The sequence below is a fragment of the Galbitalea soli genome (assembly GCF_010686725.1).
In the GTDB taxonomy this organism is placed as follows: Bacteria; Actinomycetota; Actinomycetes; order Actinomycetales; family Microbacteriaceae; genus Galbitalea; species Galbitalea soli.
On sequence record NZ_JAAGWZ010000005.1, the window covers coordinates 1 to 17,652 of the forward strand.

The 17,652-nt window shown below is 69.9% G+C and carries 16 protein-coding genes; 3 read left to right on the forward strand and 13 right to left on the reverse strand.

The window, feature by feature from the left end:
• Positions 1 to 223: 223 nt before the first annotated feature.
• From G3T37_RS13675 to G3T37_RS13690, 4 genes are read right to left on the reverse strand one after another with little or no spacing between them, the layout of a single operon-like run.
• Positions 224 to 862, reverse strand: coding sequence for an ABC transporter ATP-binding protein (locus G3T37_RS13675; RefSeq protein WP_163474469.1), 639 nt, complete (start codon positions 860 to 862; stop codon positions 224 to 226).
• An 11-nt stretch (positions 863 to 873) separates the two neighbouring features.
• The gene (locus G3T37_RS13680; protein ID WP_163474470.1) at positions 874 to 2,295 is read right to left on the reverse strand and encodes a hypothetical protein; all 1,422 of its coding nucleotides are present in this window, start codon (positions 2,293 to 2,295) and stop codon (positions 874 to 876) included.
• Positions 2,292 to 3,101 (reverse strand): hypothetical protein, encoded by an 810-nt coding sequence (locus tag G3T37_RS13685; protein ID WP_163474471.1) that lies wholly within the window; start codon positions 3,099 to 3,101, stop codon positions 2,292 to 2,294. Before G3T37_RS13685 ends, G3T37_RS13680 begins: the two co-directional genes overlap by 4 nt.
• Positions 3,086 to 3,478 carry a hypothetical protein gene (locus tag G3T37_RS13690; protein ID WP_163474472.1) on the reverse strand — a complete coding sequence of 131 codons (393 nt, stop codon included), beginning with the start codon at positions 3,476 to 3,478 and terminating at the stop codon, positions 3,086 to 3,088. Before G3T37_RS13690 ends, G3T37_RS13685 begins: the two co-directional genes overlap by 16 nt.
• 133 nt (positions 3,479 to 3,611) lie before the next feature.
• Here G3T37_RS13690 and G3T37_RS13695 point away from each other — a divergent pair, with 133 nt between their 5' ends.
• Together G3T37_RS13695 and G3T37_RS13700 are read left to right on the forward strand one after the other, a co-directional pair.
• Complete coding sequence (locus G3T37_RS13695) at positions 3,612 to 4,724, forward strand: glycerate kinase (RefSeq protein ID WP_163474473.1); 1,113 nt, start codon at positions 3,612 to 3,614, stop codon at positions 4,722 to 4,724.
• Between the two features lie 23 nt (positions 4,725 to 4,747).
• On the forward strand, positions 4,748 to 5,134 hold the full coding sequence (locus tag G3T37_RS13700; protein ID WP_163474474.1) for a VOC family protein: 387 nt from the start codon (positions 4,748 to 4,750) through the stop codon (positions 5,132 to 5,134).
• A gap of 79 nt (positions 5,135 to 5,213) precedes the next feature.
• Here G3T37_RS13700 and G3T37_RS13705 read toward each other — a convergent pair whose 3' ends face one another.
• From G3T37_RS13705 to G3T37_RS13740, 8 genes are all read right to left on the reverse strand, one after another.
• Positions 5,214 to 5,654, reverse strand: a complete 441-nt coding sequence (locus G3T37_RS13705) for an OsmC family peroxiredoxin (RefSeq protein ID WP_163474475.1) — start codon at positions 5,652 to 5,654, stop codon at positions 5,214 to 5,216.
• A gap of 71 nt (positions 5,655 to 5,725) precedes the next feature.
• Entirely contained in the window at positions 5,726 to 6,172 is a 447-nt protein-coding gene (locus G3T37_RS13710) for a MarR family winged helix-turn-helix transcriptional regulator (protein ID WP_163474476.1), read from the reverse strand.
• Between the two features lie 70 nt (positions 6,173 to 6,242).
• Positions 6,243 to 7,970 carry a hypothetical protein gene (locus tag G3T37_RS13715; protein ID WP_163474477.1) on the reverse strand — a complete coding sequence of 576 codons (1,728 nt, stop codon included), beginning with the start codon at positions 7,968 to 7,970 and terminating at the stop codon, positions 6,243 to 6,245.
• Between the two features lie 30 nt (positions 7,971 to 8,000).
• The gene (locus tag G3T37_RS13720) at positions 8,001 to 9,716 is read right to left on the reverse strand and encodes a glycoside hydrolase family 43 protein (protein ID WP_422110989.1); all 1,716 of its coding nucleotides are present in this window, start codon (positions 9,714 to 9,716) and stop codon (positions 8,001 to 8,003) included.
• Positions 9,638 to 11,983 (reverse strand): beta-xylosidase/alpha-l-arabinosidase, encoded by a 2,346-nt coding sequence (locus tag G3T37_RS13725; protein WP_163474478.1) that lies wholly within the window; start codon positions 11,981 to 11,983, stop codon positions 9,638 to 9,640. The genes G3T37_RS13720 and G3T37_RS13725 overlap by 79 nt, the downstream gene beginning before the upstream one ends.
• A gap of 3 nt (positions 11,984 to 11,986) precedes the next feature.
• On the reverse strand, positions 11,987 to 12,805 hold the full coding sequence (locus tag G3T37_RS13730) for a carbohydrate ABC transporter permease (RefSeq protein WP_163474479.1): 819 nt from the start codon (positions 12,803 to 12,805) through the stop codon (positions 11,987 to 11,989).
• Positions 12,805 to 13,725 (reverse strand): carbohydrate ABC transporter permease, encoded by a 921-nt coding sequence (locus tag G3T37_RS13735; RefSeq protein WP_163474480.1) that lies wholly within the window; start codon positions 13,723 to 13,725, stop codon positions 12,805 to 12,807. The genes G3T37_RS13730 and G3T37_RS13735 overlap by 1 nt, the downstream gene beginning before the upstream one ends.
• Positions 13,726 to 13,755: 30 nt before the next feature.
• Positions 13,756 to 15,069, reverse strand: coding sequence for an ABC transporter substrate-binding protein (locus tag G3T37_RS13740; protein WP_163474481.1), 1,314 nt, complete (start codon positions 15,067 to 15,069; stop codon positions 13,756 to 13,758).
• A gap of 126 nt (positions 15,070 to 15,195) precedes the next feature.
• Here G3T37_RS13740 and G3T37_RS13745 point away from each other — a divergent pair, with 126 nt between their 5' ends.
• Positions 15,196 to 16,236 carry a LacI family DNA-binding transcriptional regulator gene (locus G3T37_RS13745; protein WP_163474482.1) on the forward strand — a complete coding sequence of 347 codons (1,041 nt, stop codon included), beginning with the start codon at positions 15,196 to 15,198 and terminating at the stop codon, positions 16,234 to 16,236.
• Between the two features lie 3 nt (positions 16,237 to 16,239).
• Here the strand turns inward: G3T37_RS13745 and xylB are convergent, their stop codons facing one another.
• Positions 16,240 to 17,649: a xylulokinase gene (gene xylB / locus G3T37_RS13750; protein ID WP_163474483.1), complete on the reverse strand. Its 1,410-nt coding sequence runs from the start codon at positions 17,647 to 17,649 to the stop codon at positions 16,240 to 16,242.
• Positions 17,650 to 17,652: the final 3 nt, after the last annotated feature.

Genomic DNA, 17,652 nt, shown 5'->3' on the forward strand with positions numbered 1-17,652 from the left:
CTGGGTGCGGCCCTCGAGGATAACGGCGGTGATAACCAGTCGGGCGATCGTCATCCGTCATCGTGACCGGTGCAGGGTTTCCTATGTCCTGACACACCGGTTTCCTATGTCCTGAACCCAGACACCCCCTCGCGCACCGCATCCTTCTAGGGAAGTCAGGCTCCAACCTAAGGTTGGGGCCTTTCCTCTTTCTCAGAGCGGGTGGTGCAAGCGGGCCGCCGGCCTAGGCCTCGGGGACGAGCTTGCCGCCGGCGACAACGACCACCTCGTCGCTGAGTCGATCAACGTGGGACCGGTCGTGGCTGGTGAAGATGATGGTGGTGCCCGATCGTTTCTGATCGAGGAGTAGATCCATCGCCCGATCGACGCTGGGCGTGTCGAGTGCGTTGAAGGGTTCGTCGAGAAGCAGCACCTTTGGACGCTCCATCAGCGCCTGAGCGAGTGCGAGCTTCTGTTTCATGCCGAGCGAGTATCGACGCACGCGCTCGCGCAGATCGGGGTCGAGACCGACGGCGCGCATCGTCTCGCGCACGTCGATGTCGCTCACCAACTTCCTGATGGCAGTGAGCCGCAGCAGATTCTCCAGCCCGGTCTCGAAAGGAAGATAGGCGGGTCCATCGATGATGACGCCGAAATCGGCTGGGAAGGTGCGTTTCTCGGAGAGGAATCGGCGATCGATTCGTATTTCTCCGAGGTCCGGCCGCTGGAACCCGCAGATCATCTTGAAAAGGACGGATTTGCCCGATCCGTTCGGTCCGACGATCGCGTACGTGCGCCCCTCGGCGATGCTGAGAGAGGCGGAGTCGAAGAGCACGTTCCCGTGGAACCGCTTCGATACGTCGATAAGTTCAACGACTGCCATTGGCATTCCTTTCAGAGGGCCGTCCGCACAAGACGGGTGTGGGCCGCGAAGACAGCGGTGATCGCGGCGGCGCAGAGCACCAGACCGATGGTGACGGCAAGGACGTCGTCGATGCCCCCTGCGGCGACCGACAGTCCCGCGTGTCCAAAGGGAACGACGGGCGGAAGCGGAGTGGCGTCACACAGCACCAGCACCCCGAGGGTGATGAGGCCCCCGAGGCTCGATCCCACGATCCACACGACAGCTCCACACAGCATGATCACGACGAGCGATTGCAGAAACCCGTTCACGAGCAAGTGGTAGATGATGAGCAAGGGCTCGGCTCGCGCGGGGCCCGGGCCAGAACGCCCGACGACAGCCATTGTGGTGACGCTCGCGCTGAGAACGACGACGAAGAGGGCCGTCGCCCGGGCGGCGTGCCGTACCTGCGCGATGGCCCAGCGGCCGGTCGAACCATGTCGCACCAGTTCCAGCAGGGCGACACCACTTCTTGTGCCTCCGTCTAGCTGCCAGGAGAGCGCGAACCCGAGGAAGACCGTCGAGATCACGGCGCTCTGCAGGGCGGTTCCCCCGCTTCCCCAGAGCACGAACGAGACGACATCACTCACAGCCGCTCGCGGTGCCATCGCACAGCTGAGGACGAGGGCCCCCGCGGACACTGCGATGTACCAATACCAATGCGGTGCGAGTTTCGGTCCCCGGAACCCTCCATCGCGTCCGAGGGCGACGAGAGCCGCGATGAGCAGCGTGAATGCGTTGGCAAGGAGCGCTGCGGCACCGGCGCCGGGGCTCTCGGCGATGAATGCGATGTTGAGGAATGCGCCCGCGCTCAGTGGGTCACCGGCCGGCATCAGCCCGAGACACGAGACCTCGGCGTACAGCCAGATCGCGCAGACGACGGTGGCGACGACCCACCGCCGCCCCGTCAGCATCTCCACCGCGACGGCAAGGGCGTTCAGGGCCGTGAAGGTGAAGACGAGGAGCGCGAGCTGAGCGAGTAGTGCAACACCGGGCATCCACCCCGCAGCAGTCAGCGCGGAGATCCCCTCGGGCATGTGCGGCCCAGGTGTCGAGGGCAGGCCGACCGCAGTCGCGACGCTGGCGAGAAGCGTGACGACCGCGCCGACTCCGCTCCACTGCAGGCCCCCAGCCAGAGAGTGGCGGAGAGTGGCGCGGTAGCTGCCGTGCCTCAGCAGCGCCGCCAGGTCGGCCGTGAGAGGGCGGCGGGCGACGAGGTACAGGCTCCACAGAGTCAGCAGGGTGAAGCTGACAAAGTACGGATCGCAGAGGTCGACGAGTACGACCTGCCAGAAGGATGGCGTTAGGCGACTGCGCTGCAACTCGAGGGATCGGGTCTGCCAGCCGTATCCGACCTCGATCGCTGCGAGCAACACCATTTGCGGCGTCGCGAAGCGGGCGAGCAACGCGCTCACGACAACCTCTCCAGCGTCGGCGCTCGCACGAGGAGGATGGCGACGGCTCCGGCCGTGGCGAGGGTGAAGAGACCCATCGGAGCAAGTCCGACGAGGGGGAGTTGAGTCGCCAGACCAGTTGGGAAGAACGAGTATTGGAGGCCGTACTCGGGGTGGCCAGCCAGCGCCGCCACCAGCGTCTCGAGAAAGCTGATGAGGAATGGAGCCGCGAGCGCAAGAATCCGGTTGCGCACCACGAGAAGGGCCGTGACCCCGGCGACCGCGAATGCCGCACCGCCGACTCCCGTTCCGATCGCAAGCGCGCCCACGAAGGCCGGCCAGCCGTAACGGAGCAGGAAAGAGTAGGTCAGCTGATGGTAGGAGTACTCGGCGACTGCGGCCGCTGTGACAGGGGTGTCGCTCGGGAAGTAGGTGGCGAAATCGACACCCGGGTCGCCAACGAGCGGCCAGAGCCAGAACGCGACGATGCCGCTGACCGCGACCAGAAGAAAACCGGTGACAAAGGCCGCTCCCGCGGCACGCACGAGGGTGCGCGCGAGGTAGGAGCGCGCACCCTCGCGGATGCGGATGGTGGAGGAGTACCGGTGTGACAACTCCTGATCGAACCGAAGGCAGCTCAGGAGCACGAGAACGACCGGGGTGAGGATCAGTGCTGGCGAGGAGAATCCGAGCGCGAAGACGCTCGCGTTGTTCTCGAACTGGACGCTGCCGCGCGCACCCACCATCGCCGCGACCGGAATGCCCACCAGCGCCGAGGCGAGCAGGTACTGGTAAGGGCGGGTTGCTCTTCTCAGTTGCTTCGCCACTTGCCGATGGCTTCGACGCGGACGAGCGTCCAGATCGATGTGTGGAGTTGCAGGTGAACGCTCGTCCCGGCCAGGAATCCCGCGCTCAGCGACCCCGACCAGCCATCCCCGAGCCCGGTCTTCTCAGCCGCGCACGTTTCGGCCTGATTGCAGATGCGTGCGTTCACTTTGTAGGTCGACCCCACGTTCGAGAGCACCAGATTTGCAGCGGCGTTCGTCCCCGACTTGGACTGGTTCGAGGAATCCCACTGCTGTTGCGCACCGGGCACGATGGCGTCGAACGAGGAGTAGCTGGTTCCTGCGAACGCGGCGCCGCCGACGAAACACAGACCGGCGGTCAGGGCGGTCGCTGATGCGACCTTCGTGATCAACTTCATGAAATCTTCCTTCATAGAGTGAATATGTCTTGTTGGGCAGAGACACGCTAACCGGAGCCGGGTATCGAAGTCGAGTAATAATTTGCAAATTCTCTGCGAGAGCGACACTCCCGTGACTGGATACGCTGGCCGGGTGCCTCACACCGTCGTCATCGCGCCCGATTCGTTCAAGGGATCACTCGCCGCGGGGGAGGTGGCAGAGGCGCTCGCCGACGGGTGGCGTTCGGTGCGGTCATCCGACCGGCTCGTTCTGCTGCCGCAGGCGGATGGCGGCGAGGGCACCCTCGACGCGGTCGAGGCGTCGTCGCCGGGTGCCGAGCGGGTCGCGGTCGGGCTGGTGACCGGGCCGGACGGACGCCCGACGCAGGGGGAGTGGCTGCGACTGGCGGACGGCACCGCGGTGGTGGAGCTCGCGCAGATGAGCGGCCTCCCGCTCATGCAGCGCCTGGACGCGGCGGGCGCGACGACCGTCGGACTCGGGCAGGTGCTGCGCGCAGCGGTCGCGGCCGGCGCGCCCCGCGTGGTGGTCGCGCTCGGTGGCTCCGCCTCGACCGACGGTGGCGCGGGAGCACTCGTGGCACTCGGCGCGCGGCTGCTCGATGCGCGCCACGCCGAGCTCGATCGCGGGGGCGCCTCCCTCGCGCGGCTGGCCAGCATCGACCTGACCGCGCTCGTCGCCGCGCCCGCGGGGGGCGTCGTGCTGCTCACCGACGTGACCTCGCCGCTCCTCGGACCGGACGGCGCGGCGGCCGTCTTCGGGCCCCAGAAGGGCGCCTCCCCCGACGACGTCGATCGGCTCGACGCGGCACTCGGCCGCTTCGCGACGGTGTTGGGCGGTCATCCGGAGGCGCCGGGTGCGGGAGCCGCGGGAGGGACCGCCTTCGGTCTGGCCTCTGCCTGGGGAGCCGGGATGCGGGCCGGGGCAGACTATGTCGCCGAGCTCACCGGGCTCCCCGCGGCACTGCACGACGCATCGATCGTGATCACCGGGGAGGGCCGCTTCGACAGCCAGTCCTTCGCGGGGAAGGTCGTCGGTCGCGTGCTCGCCCGGGCGGCCGAGCGGGCTGTCCCCGTGGCGGTCGTCGCGGGTCAGGACTCGGTGCGTGACTGGCCCTCGGCGCTCCCGATCGCGGCGCGACTCGACCTCGTCACGCTCGCCGGCAGCACAGAGGCGGCGATGGCGGATGCCCGCCGCTGGCTGCACGCAGCCGGCGCCCGCCTCGCACGCGAGCACACCCCCGACTGACGACGATGCGGCAGGCTGGACCCATGCAGATCATCGGGGTTCACCACATCGCCGTCATCGCGAGCGACTACGAGCGGTCGAAGGCGTTCTACACGGGAATCCTCGGGTTCGCGCTCGACGCCGAGTACTACCGGGCGGAGCGGCTCTCGTGGATGGGCAAGCTGTCGCTGGGCGGGCAGTACATCCTCGAGCTGTTCACGTTCCCCGACACGCCGCCCCGTGCATCCGGCCCGGAGGCGCTGGGTCTCCGCCACCTCGCGTTCGCCGTCGCGGACGTGCCCGCCGCGCGGGATGAGCTCATCGCCCGCGGGGTTCCCTGCGAGGAGCTGCGCACCGACCCCAACACCCACAAGGCGATGTTCTTCTTCCGCGACCCCGATGGCCTCCCGCTCGAGGTCTACGAGGCCTGAGGCCACGACGGCACACGGTGCGGAACGGGCGACGCCGACCCGGGCGTGAACCCGGGCCGGCGTCGATGGGACAGGATGATCAGCTCTCGAGTGCCGCATCCAGCGTGATCGTCACACCGGTGAGCGCCTTGCTGATCGGGCAGCCGGCCTTCGCCTCGTTGGCCGCCGCGAGGAAGCCCTCGCTGTCGACGCCATCGACCTCGCCGCGCACGGTGAGGAGGATCCCGGTGAGGTGGAAGCCACCGGCCGGGTCGGGACCGAGGGTCACGTCGGCCTGCACGTCCAGCGCGTGGATCGTGCCGCCCGCGGCGCCGAGCAGAGCCGAGAGCTGCATGGCGTAGCAGGACGAGTGCGCGGCACCGAGCAGTTCCTCGGGGCTCGTGAATCCGTCGGCGGAGTCCGCCGCGCGACGGGGGAAGGAGACGTCATAGGTGCCGAGCTGCGAGCTGGTGAGCTCGACTTGGCCGGAGCCGGTCTCGAGCGATCCGGCCCAGGCGGTGCGAGAGGTACGTGTTGGCATGGTGCTTCACTTTCTGTCGTTCGGAGGCAGCGGAGTGCCGTCTCTCTGGGGAGGGGTAAGCGGAGTGGGGGTCAGGAGGCGGCGCGCACCGCGCCGGCGAGCAGGGAGAGTTCGTCGCGCAGACGCACGATCGCGTCGAGATCGAGCCCGGTGGATGCGCACAGCAGTTCGGGAATCCCCGTCGCCTTCTCGCGGAGCGCGCCGCCCGCCGCGGTGAGCGAGATCTCCACCGAGCGCTCGTCACTCGGCACGCGGTGGCGGTCGACGAGGCCCGCGAGCTCCAGTCGCTTGAGCAGCGGCGACAGCGTGCCCGAGTCGAGGTGCAGGCGGTCGCCCAGCTCCGACACGGTGACGGGCTCGCGCTCCCAGAGCGCGAGCATCACGAGATATTGCGGGTAGGTCAGCTGCAGCGGCTCCAGCAGGGCGCGGTACCGGCCGGTGATCGCGCGCGACGCGGAGTAGAGCGCGAAGCAGATCTGCTCGTCGAGCAGCGGCGCGGGGGCGTCGATCGTGGGCATGGGATCACGCTATCACAGTGTGCGCGATTGAATTGTGTGCAATTTATCTGACAGCCCTCGCGCGCCGGGCTCACGAGTGCGTCGGCCCCAGGTGCAGCGGGTGAGCGCGGTAGTCGACGATCGTGTAGCGACCGCACGAGATCGTCGGTGGGCGAATGGGTGCCAGGTCGAGGGGGTGCGGGATGGTCGACTGCGCGTCGATGACCAGGAAGGAGATCGCCCCGGCGGGGTAGTCGGCGCGGTCGACGAGCCAGGCATAGCCATTGAGGTCGGCATCGATCTGCACGAGCATCCTCGGGTCGCTCGCGTAGGCCTTGGGGGCGCGCACCGTCCAGTAGGTGCCGGCCCCGCGCACCCCGGCCTGGTTCACCCAGTCGTCGACGCACCGCACGGAGGAATCCGCGTCGCGCACCGATGCGACGATGCGGGGCACTGCTCCGCTGCCGGCGCCGAGTGCCGCGACGGCAGCGACCGAGGCGAGGGCGGCGACAGCGACGCGAAGAGCGCGGGCACCCGCCCCGCCGGCACGCCCGACGCGGCGCCGGGTCGAGTGACGACGAGCTGAACCGAGCGCGGGGAGGGCCGCAATCAGCAGCACGGGCGCGGCGACCACCGGCTGCAGGTAGCGCGCGGCCAGAGTGCCGAGCAGGATCGCCCCCACGATCGATCCGAGCGGCGCGATGACGCCGAGGCCCGCGACGAGGGCGAGTTCGGAGCGAGTGCCTGCCGCGGTCATCCCCCCGCCCCGGCGGAGGGCGATCACGAACACCACCGCGCACGTCGCGACGAGGCCCGCGACGATCGCCGCCTCCACCGCCCCGGCGGGAGTGGCGAACCTGGCCGCGAGCAGCGCGCCGTAGTAGGCCGCCGACTCGCCGGCGTGGCCCCAGCGCACGGCGTCGGAGGCACTCTCGGTGATGTAGTGCGCGAGCGGGATCCGCAGCAGCAGCCCCGAGGCGACCCCCGAGGCGAGCCCCGCGAGCGCGCGGCCGAGGGATTCCCAGCGCACGATGCGCGCCGCCCCGAGAATCCCCAGCACGACCACCACGGGCACGACCGCCCACGCGATCACGATCGGATTGCTGAGCGTGGCGAATCCGGTGACCGCCGCGAGTGCTCCGGTCACGGCGGAGCGATGTCGGCGGCCCCCGCCGCGCAGGGTGCGGAGCACGAGCCCGACGATGACGACGAGAGCGATCACGGTGGCGCTGTAGTACGTGGAGGTGGTGAGGAGTGAGGCGAGTTCGAGGGCGTTGCGATCGGCGCTCGTCTCGGTGAGCGCGAGGCCGGCGAAGACCGCGAAGGCGGCGAGGGTGGCAGCGATGCGGGGGAGGCGCCGCGCGAGGCCGTGGGTCGCGGCGGCGAGGGTGTGACCGCCCGCACCCGCGGCGAACCGCGCGCGTGGCAAGTGGGGAGTGCCACTCTCCATGTAGCGGAGCGCCGCATACAGCGCGGCGAGGTTCACGACCGCACCCGCGGCGAAGGCCGCCTTCACGCCCAGCCCGACGGCCGACAGCGCGAGGTACACGGTGAGCTCCGGCAGGAACAGCACCGTCGACATCGCCCAGTCCTGCGGCTGCCCCGCCGCCAGAGAACCGCGCACGAGAGCCGGGAGCACCGAGTCGCCGTCGTAATAGAGGAGAAACGCGCGCGGCGAGTCGGCGACGTTCGCCACGACCACCGCCGCGATCGCGAGGGCGACCAGCAGGCCCGCGGCCTCGGCGAGGATCACCGGCAGCCGTCGCGCAAACGCCCGGGCACGGGCATCCGCCCCCCGCGCCCGCGATGTCGGCCCCATGGTGTCCGATGCTAGGCGACGCGGGGGCGATCAGAGATCGCTGCCGTCGTACCGCATCCAGTCGACATCGAGCGTGGCGGGGGAGTCGCTCCCGTTGCCGCTCGCGAATGCCCCCATCCACACCCCCAGAAAGCCCCCGGCGTGCTCGGAGGACAGGGCCAGGGTCGAGCAGCGCGCGAGGTCGACGCCGTCGACGACGAAGGTCGCGTCGAAACCATCGAGGCGAATCGAGAGCGTCGCCGCGAAGCTCGCGTCGAGTCGGTCGGCGCGCACACTGCCCAGTAGCGTGTCGCGGTCGTCGGCACGGATGACCGCCCGCACGCTGCCCCTGGCATCGAGCTCGAGGCGCAGCTGCGCGCTCTCTGACTGGCGAACGGCGAGCCCGGCGGTCGCGCCCGCCCCCGCATCCGCTCCGGCTCCCGCCCCCGCGCCGCCCGGGGCGAACTCGACGCGCGCCGTGAGGGTTGCGCGAAGGTGCTGCTGGCGGCGACCCACGAACGCCGGCGCGCCGACCGCGGTGAGTGTCGCGGCGCGCGCGGGCAATCGCAGGAAGCCGGGCCGCGCGCCGAGGTCGTAGCGGGACTCGGTGCTCGTGCGCACGAGGGTCCACTCGGGGGCGAGCGTCGCGTCATCGAAGTCGTCGTGCACCGCGACGTCGGGCGAGGGCTCGGCCACGACGAGGCCGACGCCGGGGGCGAACACCGGCCAGCCGTCTTCCCAGGCGACCGCGACGCGGACGGTCTCGCGGCCGAGCGTGGAGCCCGTGCGCTCGGCGGGTGAGCCCTGCACAACGGCCGCGCCCCTCGGTGCCGGGGCAGCGACCTCCGGCGCAGGCGCAGCGTCCCCGGGCGCGACCCGCGCATCGCTCGTCGGTACCGCCCGTGTCGCGAGCAGGAACGCCGCCCACCCTCCGGCGGGCGTCTCCACGAGCTCGGCGTGACCGACCCCGACGATTCCTGCGGAGCGGCCCAGGTGGCGGTGGGTGAGCACCGGGTTCGCCGGGTCGCCGCGGTAGGGGCCGGTGACCGTCTCGGCGACGGCGATGCAGACGGCGTGGTTGCGCTCGGTGCCGCCCTCGGCGGCGAGCAGGTAGTAGCGGTCATCCACACGGTAGAGGTGAGGCCCCTCGGCCCAGACCGCACCGTGCAGCGCGCCGTGCCAGATGGGGTGCCGGGGCCCGATGAGCCGGAGAGCCACGGGGTCGAACTCGCTCAGCCAGACCTCGGTCTGGCCCTCCCAGAGACCGGGGCTCGCGAGCTCCGTGCCGCAGATCCAGGCTCGCCCGTCGTCGTCGAAGAACAGCGAGGGGTCGATGCCGGGTGCGTCGTCGAGCCAGACCGGATCCGACCAGTCGCCCGCGGGGTCGGTCGCCGTGATGACAAAAGTGCCCTGGCGACCGCTGCCCGCCACCAGTGTGTTCACGATGAAGAAGGTGCCGTCGTGGTGACGGATGGTCGGCGCGAACAGCCCACCGGAGGCGGGAACGGTCGACAGGTCGAGCTGGTCGGCCCGGTCGATGGCGTGGCCGATCGGCGCCCACCGCTCGAGGTCGGTGCTGTGGAAGAGTGGCAGGCCCGGGAAGTACTCGAACGTCGAGGTGACGAGGTAGTAATCCGCGCCCACGCGCACGACACTCGGATCCGGGTGGCAGCCCGGCAGCACCGGGTTCACTCGAATCGCGCGTGCAGCTCGCGGCGGTGGTCGACCACACGCTCCGCACCGGTCAGGATGACCCGCGCCTCCCACTCGATCGCCGCACTCGACCGCCCGAACCCCAGCACGACCGCGCCCGGCTCCACGACGCGGCGCCCGTCGCGCCCGGTGAAGGCCGCGAGGTCTGCGGCGACGGTGACGCGGATCCGCCGACGCTCCCCGGCGGCCAGCTCCACCCGCTGGTACCCGATGAGACGTCGGACGGGGCGCACCACGCTCGCCACCGGGTCGGAGAGGTACAGCTGCACGACCTCCACCGTGGCACGATCGCTCTCGTTGCGCACGGTGAGGGCGAGCTCGACCCGTCCGTCCGTTGCGATCTCCTCGGCGGAGACCGCGAGATCCGACCACTCGACCGCGCTGTACGACAGCCCGTGGCCGAAGGCGAAGGCGGCCGTCGGATCGATGTTGGAGACGCCGCTGCGCGAGGCGAGCGGGGAGGCCAGGTAGGTGGAGGGCTGAGCACCGGGATGACCCGGAACGCTGACCGGGAGCCGGCCGCTCGGGTTCACCCGTCCGCTCAGCACGCCGGCGATCGCTCCGGTACCCTCCTCGCCGGGGAAGAAGGTCTGCACGATCGCGGCCGCATCGCTGGCGGCACGGCCCAGGGCGTAGGGGCGGCCGGAGAGCAGGGTCACGATCACGGGCGTGGGGGTGGTGAGGAGGGCATCCAGCAGCTGCTGCTGCGCACCGGGCAGGGCCAGCGACTCGGCGTCGCAGCCCTCTCCGCTCGTTCCGCGCCCGAAGAGTCCCGCGCGGTCGCCGAGCGCGAGGAGCACGACGTCGGCCGCGGCTGCCGCGGCACGGGCCGGCCCGAAGTCGGTCTCGCCCCCGTCCACAGTCGTGCCCTGCTCGACGGTGACGGTCGCGTGGGGGAATTCGGCGCGCACGGCGTCCGCAAGAGTGGGCAGCACGATCCCCAGCGGAACTCCCGGATGCTGCACGCCGACGTGCGCCGGAAACGAGTAGCAGCCCAGCACGGCCATCGGCTCGTCCGCGTTGGGGCCGATGAGGGCGATGCGCAGTGCGCGCTCGGGAGCGAGCGGAAGGGTGCCATCGTTCGACAGCAGCACGATCGACTGCTCGGCGAGCGTGCGGGCGATGGCGCGTCCGGCGGCACTGTCGAGGTCGACGCTGCCGCGCACGCTCTCATCGTCGCTGGCCTCGCCCAGCGCGGCCGGCCGCGGGCTCCAGTCCGGATCGAGCAGCCCGAGCTCCACCTTCTGTGCCAGCACGCGGCGAAGTGCGCGATCCACGAGGGCCTCGTCGAGGCGACCGTCGCGCACCGCCGCCAGGAGCGGAGCGCCGAAGGTCTTGACCGTCGGCAGCTCGACGTCGACGCCGGCGCCGAGCGCCGCCGCGGCCGCGCCTCCCCAGTCCTCGGCGATGCGGTGCAGGGTGTGCAGGAAGGCGATCCCGAAGTAGTCGGCGACGACCGTGCCCTCGAAGCCCCAGGTGTCGCGCAGCAGCGTGGTCAGCAGCGAGGCATCCGCCGCGGAGGGCACGCCATCCAGGTCGGTGTACGCGTGCATGACCGAGCGGACGCCGCTCTCGCGCACCGCCATCTCGAAGGGCGGGAGGATGACGTCGGCCAGCTCGCGCGGCCCGATCGAGACCGGGGCGAGATTGCGACCCGCGCGGGAGGCCGAGTATCCGGCGAAGTGCTTGAGGGTGGCGACGATTCCGGCCTCCTCGAGGCCCTGGACATAGGCGGTCGCGACAGTTCCGACGAGATAGGGGTCCTCGCCGATGGTCTCCTCCACCCGTCCCCAGCGCGCGTCGCGCACGACGTCGAGCACGGGTGCGAGTCCCTGATGCACGCCCACCGCCCGCATGTCCTCGCCGATCAGCTGCGCCATGCGTTTCACGAGCGTGGGGTTGAAGGACGCTCCCCAGGCGAGCGGAACGGGGTACGCGGTCGCGCCCCAGGCCGCGAAACCCGCGAGGCACTCCTCATGAGCGATCGCGGGGATTCCGAATCGGCTGCCGGCCACGATCCGCTCCTGCGTGCGCATGAGGGAGAGCGCACCCAGCGCAGGGTCGACGGGCGCGCTGCCGAAGGGGCGGGTCAGCTGGCCCAGACCCCTCGGCAGCAGTTCGTCGAGGTCGATCTCGTCGTCCATCTCGTGCTGGTGCGGGGCGACCTCGCCGCCGTCGCCATCGGCGCCCACCCACACTCCGTAGAGCTGGGCGACCTTCTCCTCGAGTGTCATCGCGGCAACGAGAGCGTCGACTCGCGTCGCGACCGGGAGGGCGGGGTCACGCCAGGGGAGCACGCGGACGGGTTCTGTGGTGGTCATGGATCACTTGCCTCCGACGCCCATGAGGCCCTGCACCAGCGACCGTCGGGCGAATAGGTAGACCAGGAGCACGGGCACCATGGACATCACGACCGCGGCCAGCAGGCCGGGGATGTTGACGCCGTACTGCGTCTGGAAGTTGAAGAGCCCGAGCGTGATGACACGGTTCGAGTCGGACTGCGTGAGGATGAGCGGGAAGAGGAAGCCGTTCCAGGCCTGCAGCGCCGAGAACACGATGATGGTCGACAGGCCGCCCTTCGACAGCGGGATGGCGAGGCGGAAGAACGCCCGCGCGGGGCTCGCGCCATCCACCGCCATCGCCTCGTACAGCTCCGGGGTGATGTCGCGCATGGATCCGCTGAGGATCAGCGTGCAGATCGGGAGCGCGAAGGCCGCGGTCGGCAGGATCACCCCGATGAGGTTGTCGTAGAGACCCGCAAGGCTGATCAGATAGAAGATCGGCACGATGACCGCCTGCGCCGGGATCGCGAGTCCGAGCAGGAACAGCCGGAACACGAGCGATGTCGCCCGGTTCTGGTTGCGCACGACCGCGTAGCTCAGTGGTGGCACGAGCACCACGACGATCGCGACCACGCTGACCGTGACGATCACGGTGTTCACGAAGTAGTGCCCGAATCCGACCGAGAAGGCGTTCACGTAGTTCTCGAACGTGAAGGTGTTCGGGATGCCCAGGGCGCCGGTCTTCCCATACCCGGCCTGTGTCTCGAAGGTGGCCTGGAGCATGACGTAGAGCGGGATGGCGATGATGGCCAGCCAGATGACCGCGCCGACGCCCGCCGCGTAGTTGGGACGTGCCTTCATCACAGGCCTTCCTGGGTGCTGCGCATCTTGTCGTACCCCGTGGCGCGCACGACGACGAGCGAGATCGTGGTCGCGACGACCGCGAGCACGAGGGCGATCGCGCTGGCCGTTCCGAAGTCGAACCCGAGGAACGCCTTCTGATACATGTAATAGGCGGTGTTGGTGCTCGCGGTGCCCGGTCCGCCGGCGGTGAGGATCAGCACCGTGTCGAACGCGGTCAGCCCGCCCACGAGCATGAGCACGAGCGAGGTGATCATGCTGTTGCGCAGCTGCGGGATCGTGACGTTGAAGAAGCTGCGCACGGTTCCCGCCCCGTCGATCTGGGCCGCCTGATAGAGCACGGGTGGGATCGCCCGGGCGGCGCCCTGATAGATGAGCGTGTGGAACGGGATGAACTGCCATCCGCCCACGAAGGTGAGAACCCCGATCGCCCCCGCCTGGCTGCCCAGCAGGTTGCCGTTGCCGAAGAGCCATGGCAGCTCGCCCGGGATGCCGAAGTTCGGGTCGATGAGCGCCCGCCAGAGCACCGAGATGGCGGCGCTCGACAGGAGGAGCGGCACGAAGCAGATCGCCGACAGCACCGCGCGGTTCTTCTGGTGCCCGGCTGCCCAGACCCCGAGCAGGATGCTGAGCGGGGTCTGGGTGACGATGCCGAGCACCACGAGCACGACCGTGATCCCCAGGCTCTGAATCATCACCGGGTCTTTGGCGAGCGCGACCCAGTTATCCACCCCGTTGAACTGCGGCGTGCCGAGCCCGTTCCAACTGGTGAAGGAGAGGATCGCGACGAAGACGAGCGGAACGATGGCGAAGAGCCCGAAGAAGACGGTGGCGGGCACGGCCCAGGCGAATCCCGGGCGACCCACGGAGGGGCCGCCCGGGCGACGCGAGGTCCGCTTGCCCTGAGCAAGCGTGGTCATGGCGTGTCGTTTCTGTTGCGGTGGGGCGAGCTACTTGATGGGCAGGGCCTGCATGGCCGCGGCGAATCCCGCGGCATCCAGCCGTCCCGCGAAGTAGCCCTCGACCGCGGTGTGCATCGCGGTGGATGCGGTCTGCGGGTAGGCCTGATCCCACGACAGCTGGAACGAGTTGGCGTCCTTCACCAGGTTGTACTGGAAGGTCGCGTAGTCGGGGCTGGCCGCCGTGCTGAGGAAGTTCACGGTGTTGGTCGTGGTCGGCAGGTTGCCGATCGCGAGCTGCGCCTTCACGAACTCGTCGGAGTACATGAGCTTCAGGAAGTCGCGCACCGTGTTCGGGTACCGGGTCGCCTTGATCACCGAGTAGAAGTTGTTCGTGTTGCCCGCGAGGTCGGTCTGGTTGCCCGCGCCGCCGGCGATGGACGGGAAGGCGCTGTAGCCCAGGTCCTTGGCGGCGAAGGCGGGGTCGGCCGCCTGCTGGGTGGAGTAGTTCCACGAGCCCATCAGCTCGAACGCGGCCTTGCCGGTGCGCAGGAGCTTGGGGCTGCCGCCATCGGTGAACTTGACGGAATCGAAGTTGGTGCCGAAGGCGCCCGCGTCGATGAGCTGCTTGATGTCTTTGAGCGCGGTCATGCTCGCGTCGCTCGTCCACTGCGACTTGTCGCCCGCGAGGGCCTTGTCGAACAGCTGGGGGCCGGCGACGCGGTCGTAGACGTACTCGTACCACATGAGGGTCGGCCACTGGTCGGCGCCACCGAGGGCGATCGGGGTGATGCCCGCGGCCTTCAGCGTCGTCACATCGGCGAGCAGTTCATCCCAGGTGGTGGGCGGGGTGATGTTGTACTTCGCGAGCACCTGCTTGTTGCTGAAGAGCATGACCGGCTGGGTTCCGCGCATCGGGATGCCGTAGTCGTGACCGCCCATCGAGGCGGAGTTGAAGACCGAGGGCAGGAAGGAGCTCTTGAGCTTCGGGTCCTGCGCGATGAAGCCGTCGAGCGGCAGGAGCAGTCCCGCGTTCACGAACTGGGCGATGCTGCCGCCGCCCCAGTTGAAGAACACATCGGGAGCCGACTTGGTGCTGATGATCGTCTGGAGCTTCTGCTGGTAGTTCGCGCCGGGGATCTTGTCGAGGACGACCTTGATCTTCGAGGTCTTGTTGAAGGTGTCGGCGATCTGCTGCTCGACCTTGTTGGCGGTGTCACCGTAGATCGCGACGTGGATGACGCCGGCCGGGCGGTCGGATGCGGCGCCCGCTCCGCTCGACGAGCATCCGCTCAGGGCGACTCCCACCGCCAGAATCGCGGTCGCAGCGAGGGCTCGGGTGAGCCGTGCGCTTCGTTTGTTCATCTTTGAACGCCTCTCGAAAGTTTCGACGTCATCGCCGAAAGTGATTAGGATGGTTGGAGCTTACGTTCTCCCCTATTTGGTGTCAAGAACAACAAATAGAACTTTCCCGTGCAAGGATTGGCGATCATGACCGACGTGACCCGCAGCGCCGACCCCGCGGACCGGGTCACCCTCTCCGCTGTGGCTGAGGAGGCTGGAGTCTCCATCGCGACCATCTCCAAGGTGCTCAACGGCAGGCGGGATGTGGCCTCGGGCACGCGGGCGCGCGTGGAGGGCATCCTCGAGAAGAACGGATACCGACGGCGCGGAACCGAGCGGCGCACCTCCACGCTCATCGAGGTCGTGTTCCACGAGCTCGACAGCGCCTGGTCGATGGAGATCATCAAGGGCGTCGAAAATATCGCTCGGGCGAACGACATGAGCGTCGTCCTGACGGAGAGCGGCAGCCGTCACGCTCCCGGCCCGGAGTGGATCGCCGGGGTTCTCCAGCGCCGCCCCGCCGGCGTGGTCCTCGTCTTCTCCGACCTCGCCCCCGCGCACAAGGAGCAGCTGCGCTCCCGCGACATCCCGTTCGTGATCGTCGATCCCGCGGGCGACCCCTCGCCGGGCGTGCCCTCGGTGGGCTCGGCCAACTGGGCGGGCGGCCTCGCGGCGACCCGGCACCTTCTCGAACTCGGTCACACCCGCATCGCGGCGATCACCGGGCCCGACGACATGATGTGCTCGCTGGCCCGCCTCGACGGCTTCCGCTCCGCGATGAACTCGGCGGGCGTCGCGGTCGACCCCGCGTTCGTCCGCTTCGGCGACTTCCACGTCGAGGGCGGCCGACAGCAGGCGGATGACCTCCTCGACCTCCCCGAGCGGCCGACCGCGATCTTCGCCGGCAGCGACCTGCAGGCCCTGGGCGTGCTGGAGGCGGCTCGGGCACGCGGAATCCGCGTGCCCGAGGACCTCTCGGTCGTGGGCTACGACGACGTGCCGCTCGCGCGGTGGTCGAGCCCGAGCCTCACGACCATCCACCAGCCGCTGCAGAAGATGGCCGAGGAGGCCGCGCGACTCGTGCTGCGCCTGCGTGAGGGCGCCGACGTGCTCGACCGCCGGATCGATCTCGCCACGCACCTCGTGGTGCGGGGCAGCACGTCCCGACTGGCCGGGCCCGCCGCCTGACCGCTACGCGGCGTACTGCGCGCGGATGACCGGCCGATAGTCGACCGGGGGCTGAGCCACGACCCCCACCGGCCACTCCGGACGCGCACCCGTCAGTGCCCACGCGGCCTGCACGGCGGCTCCGGCGGCCACGAACTCGCCGGGCTCCGGAACCACCACGGGGATATCGAACACCTGCGCCGCGATCGCGGACACGGCCTCGTTCTGGGCCGCGCCGCCGATCAGCAGCAGTCGGTCGGCGCGGACGCCGAGCCGGGTGACGGCGTCGAGTCCGTCGGCGAGGGCGCAGAGCATCCCCTCGATCGCCGCCCGGGCGAGGCGTGGCCGGGTGGTCGAGGCGAGCGTCATACCCGTGAGCGTCGCCGTCGCGTCGGGCAGGTTGGGGGTGCGCTCGCCTTCGAAGTAGGGGTGCAGCACGAGGCCGCCGGAGCCGGGCTCCGCCTGGAGCGCGAGCCGCCCCAGCTCCTCGTGGTCGACCCCGAGCAGACCGGCGATCGAGTCGAGGATCCGCGCCGCGTTGAGGGTGGCGACGAGCGGCAGGTAGAGGCCTGAGGCGTCGGCGAAGCCCGCGACGGTGCCCGACTCGTCGGCGATCGGGGCGTCGGTCACGGCGAACACAGTGCCGCTCGTGCCGATCGAGATCACGACGTCGCCCTGGGCCGCGCCGAGCCCGAGCGCGCCGCCCGCGTTGTCACCCGCGCCGGCGGCCACCGGGGTTCCCACGGGGATCAGCGGTGTGTCGGCGACGACGGGGCGAGACTCCCCGGGCGCGAGGATGACCGGCAGCACGATGCCCGCCACGTCCTCCGCCGTGCGGCGCAGGCCGATCGCGAGCAGCTCCCGGTCGTACTCGTTCGTCGCGGGGTTGAAGTACACCGTGCCGCTCGCGTCGGAGCGGTCGGTGAACAATTCGTCGAGCGCGGGGTTCTCGGGCCCGAATCCGCGCAGTCGCCAGCTCAGCCAGTCGTGCGGGAGCGCGACCGCCGCGATGCGCGCCGCGTTGTCGGGCTCCGTGTCGGCGAGCCAGCGCAGCTTCGTCAGTGTGAAGGAGGCGACCGGCACCGAACCGGTGCGTCGCGCGAACTCGCCCGCGCCCACCTCCTCGATCAGCTGCTGCGCCGCGGCCGCCGAGCGTGTGTCGTTCCAGAGCAGGGCATCCCGGATCACCGTGCCGGCGGAGTCGAGCACCACCATGCCGTGCTGCTGGCCCGCGATCGACACCGCGGCGACGTCGTCGAAGCCCCCCGCGTCGGTGATCGCGGTCTGGAGCGCGCTCCACCAGGCCTCGGGATCGACGGCGGTGCCCGTGGGGTGGGTGGCGCGGCCGGTGCGCACGGTGGCCCCGGTGTGCGCATCCCGGATGACGACCTTGCAGCTCTGGGTGGACGAGTCGACGCCGGCGACGAGGGTCATCGA